This window comes from Barnesiella sp. CU968 (genome assembly GCF_905219685.1).
Classification (GTDB): Bacteria; Bacteroidota; Bacteroidia; order Bacteroidales; family Muribaculaceae; genus Lepagella; species Lepagella muris_A.
Genome location: NZ_CAJMXD010000296.1, coordinates 1 through 3767 on the forward strand (window position 1 = coordinate 1; position 3767 = coordinate 3767).

The following is a 3767-nucleotide window of genomic DNA, read 5'->3' on the forward strand; positions in this document are numbered from 1 at the left end:
CATTCTTTGGGTCGGTGGCCATCGACAGTTACCTGTAATTGGACGGGCGCAAAGAGTTTGTGGATGAGAGCCTCGAACGTAGAAGATTTTACATTGTAGACTTTCCATGTAGCCACAACCTCGACATCAGCACAAAGATATGTCGGCTCGTTCTTGGCGTTGGCAATACGACTTTCAATAGAGGTAACGGTAAAACCGATTTTATAGAGGTCTTTGATTGCTGCAATTTCGGGGCAAGAAGATTTAGAGCGAAGTACATAGATTGTTCCACTCTCAACGTCTTTATCGGTGAGTGTGAAGCATTCCTCAAAATCTTCGGGCGACATTTCCGAACAATCCATAATGCTATAACCGTCGACAGAAAGGTTTTTAGTGATTGTACGGAATTTGATGTCGGCTTCAGAGCCGTTTTCATAGATGACGCGGGTACGGCCATCAACGCGATTGAGATTATTCTTCGCCTCTTGCTCGAAAGCGGCAAGATAGCCAATGATACCCTGTTCGACGAAGTAGCGACCGACTTTCAGATTCGGCTCGCTAAACTTCACGAGCTTATATTTGCCGGATTTCAGCCCTTGCTGAATCTCCTTGAAGCCATCAGTGTACTTGTCGAAGTCTTCGCAAGGGCGACGTTTGCCGACATAGTCAGCTTCTTTACGCGCTTCAAGGCGTTGGCGCATGTATTCGGGCACATCAAAAAGGCCGAGGTCTGAGCCATCCTCAATATCTGCGAGCAATGGGTCATTAAGAATAGCTTCAAGCTGTTCTTCCTCAGTAAGCTCGCGGTGATATTCGGCTTCAGGTTCTTCCGCAGTCAGAATAGGCTGAGGAAGAATACCGAGGTCATCAAAGGGGCGACAACGCTCAATTTTCTTCTCACTTTTCAGAAGCCCCGTCCATTTATGGAACAACGAAGCTTCTTCGGGCGTATCTTCGGGAAGTCGACCATTGGCTTCGTAGAAGGCAAGTATCTCTTGGAATCCGGCAATAAGTCGGTCGCTCGATGTAGCCCTCTTGCGTGGAGCGGTAACATCGGCTAAGAGAGGGTCGTTAAATATCGCTTCGAGTTCCTTTTCCCAGTTGATCATTGCTGCTGTGCGAGTTTATTGCGTTTAAGTTGACGGAGATGTTCGATAGCCATTGCTATACGGCGCGCCAGCGGGTCGCCGTCGGTTATCTCAGGCTTTAATTTGCCCGGATTTTCCTCGCGCCACTTGGGGAGATATTTTGTGAACAGCAAAATGGCTTCTTCATCGGTCAGCTTCTCCGAGCGCTTATCCTCGATAACATACTGGATGGTGCGGAGCACTTCGGGTGTAAGCGATTTGCTGACTACCTCGTATGCGCGTTGGAAAGGATTTATCTCGGCAATAAGGTTGATATCAAGGTCGTTGAGATTGACAAATTTGTTAGCAATCTTGATGAACTTATTGCCGGAATCATCGGGGACTACAACCTGTTCGCCCTGTGTGGCGATGGTCAGGATTGTGTGCTTTGCAACCGCATCGACTTCTTCCTCGTTAAGGTCGGGATATGTGTCGCGGATAATCTTGGGAATGTAGACCTCAGTAATCATTTCTGCCATACCCTCGCCGATGATAGCCTCCCGGATATTTTTATCAGAGAGCGTAGTTGCAACGAGAGTGTCAAGGTCGTTTTCGACAATGGCTTTGGTTTTCTCGTTGAGCTTCGGCAGGCCTTTGACCTCGATAACGTGGTCATCCTCGCCCGGCTTCGTCGGCTTTTCGGGCGTGTCTTCATCGTCGACTTTGGTCTTGAAATTCCATTTGGGGGCCATAACCTGCTCCATGAGCAATGAAGCGGATATGGCTTTCAGGAAGTCGTTGACCGCCATTGAAACATCATCTTGCGCTGCATCAGGGCAAGGAATGAGGTTGGTAAACTGCGCATGTGTCTTTCCCTCACAGTCACGCGTGCATCGGCCGATGATCTGAACGACTTCGGTCAGCGAGGCGCGTATGCCGATGGTGATACAGTGCTCACACCACTCCCAGTCAAAGCCCTCCTTGGCTGTGCCGAGGGCTATGAGGATGTCGAGCGAGTCACGGCTGTTCATGCGTTGTAGATATGACTGTAACGCATCGCGCTGCTCTTTGCTATCCTCGACGAGGTCGCCGACGGTAAGAATACGACCATCGGCAGTCTTGACTTTGTAGAGATAATTGTTATAATCCCGGTCTACAATCTCACCGATGAACTTGATAATCTCTGCCACCTGGTCGTGTTTGTTCATGAACACCCCTGTTTTGCTGTTGGGGTGTGGAATATGAATAAGCGTTTTCTTGTGGGTATCGAGTACATCGGGAATGGCTGTAAGGTAGTTGCCTTGGAAGAAGCTGTAGCCGATGCCAAGGCTTTTGAGCCATTTATAGCCGTTGAGCTGCTGATAATAATTGTAGTTGATGGTAGGCTGAAACATTGCCTCATCCTCAGGGCGCATAACCGGAACGGCGTCGCCACGGAAGTATGAGCCGGTCATGGCGAGTATGTGAGCCGATGTTTCGTTGAGAAGTCGGCGAATGAGAGTGCCGAGATGGTTGTCCTCGTCAGCCGAGCCGTGGTGAAACTCGTCTATACCGAAGAAAACATTGTCGAGTTTTTGTGCATCAATGCCGTTGAGCGAGTTAAGTAGCGTGGCATGAGTGCAGACGAGTTTTGTAGCGGTGGGATGATCAAGAAACTCTCGGACAATCGACTTCTTGGAGTTCTCGCTTCCAGCATTAAGGCAAAGATTCCAATAAGGGGCAACGTTCCAGTCTGCAAAAAATCCGAACTTCTTCAAGAGGGTGTCCTTGAAACTTCGACCGATATTTTGCTGAGGAACGGCCACGATTACTTTCTTCACACCTTGATTGGCGAGTTTATCAAGAGCCACAAACATCATGGCGCGGCTCTTGCCCGATGCCGGTGGGGCCTTGACGAGCAAGTGCTGACGATGGCGTTGGCCATAAACCATCGCTTGCATTTCGCGCATACCGAGTTCATCGGTATTGCTTGATTTGCCCGTTTGGGCATATTGTACTTCTACAAGATTAGTCATAATCCTCCAAATTTATCTTCTGCCGCTAATTTATCAATAGTAAAAGGAGAGACCTGTTTCCCTTGTGCGATTAGTTTCAACCGGGTGTCGAATTTATCCATAAGTTCTTCGTATCGATACTTAATAATAGGATAATCAGGAGATTCTTTTATTAGTAGAATGTCTTTGTCAAACAAATCTTTGAACAATTCAATTTCTGTATTTAATTGCTCTAAAGCAATACAATTATCGAAAGAATTTAGATTGATATCCTTCATGTAGTTTGCCAAATCATCTAATAATAGTGGATATCCTTCACGCTTAAACGGTAATTTGATCGAATATTTTATCGCGGAATGAAATTTGACAAAAGCGTTGCAAGATTCACCTTTGGCTTGTAAAAGTTTTGCCTCAATTATTGCGATCGCTTCCTCTTGGAGATTAGCTAAATCAGATAATTTTGATTTAGAATCTGATATTTCTTCTTCTAATTGTTGCAATTTATAGAGTCTATTCTTAATTTCAACCGCATTGTAAATTTGATAGCCGATTAAAAGTGTAACACTTATTCCAATAAATGCAGCAATCACACCAATGAATGTCATACAATCAACAACACTATTGGCAGATACTTTTACAAAGAAAAGTACCATAGTTATGATTGAGATCGCCAATGCAATTAATGCGAACCAAAATGTGGACTGATTTTTCATTTATGTTCTGAATT

3 protein-coding genes are annotated in these 3767 nt (G+C 45.8%); all 3 read right to left on the minus strand.

Annotated features, from left to right (window positions below):
• Positions 1-1088, minus strand: a 1088-nt coding sequence (locus tag JX312_RS10485; protein WP_204457957.1) for a GIY-YIG nuclease family protein, incomplete at its 3' end; no start/stop codon positions are given.
• Entirely contained in the window at positions 1085-3061 is a 1977-nt protein-coding gene (locus JX312_RS10490) for a DEAD/DEAH box helicase (protein WP_204457958.1), read from the minus strand. The genes JX312_RS10490 and JX312_RS10485, both read right to left, overlap by 4 nt.
• Positions 3058-3693, minus strand: a complete 636-nt coding sequence (locus tag JX312_RS10495) for a hypothetical protein (protein WP_204457959.1) — start codon at positions 3691-3693, stop codon at positions 3058-3060. Before JX312_RS10495 ends, JX312_RS10490 begins: the two co-directional genes overlap by 4 nt.
• Between the last annotated feature and the right edge of the window lie 74 nt (positions 3694-3767).

Coding starts and splice junctions, on each gene's coding strand:
- JX312_RS10490 (WP_204457958.1), bottom strand. CDS start 3,061: ATGACTAATCTTGTAGAAGTACAATATGCCCAAACGGGCAAATCAAGC.
- JX312_RS10495 (WP_204457959.1), bottom strand. CDS start 3,693: ATGGTACTTTTCTTTGTAAAAGTATCTGCCAATAGTGTTGTTGATTGT.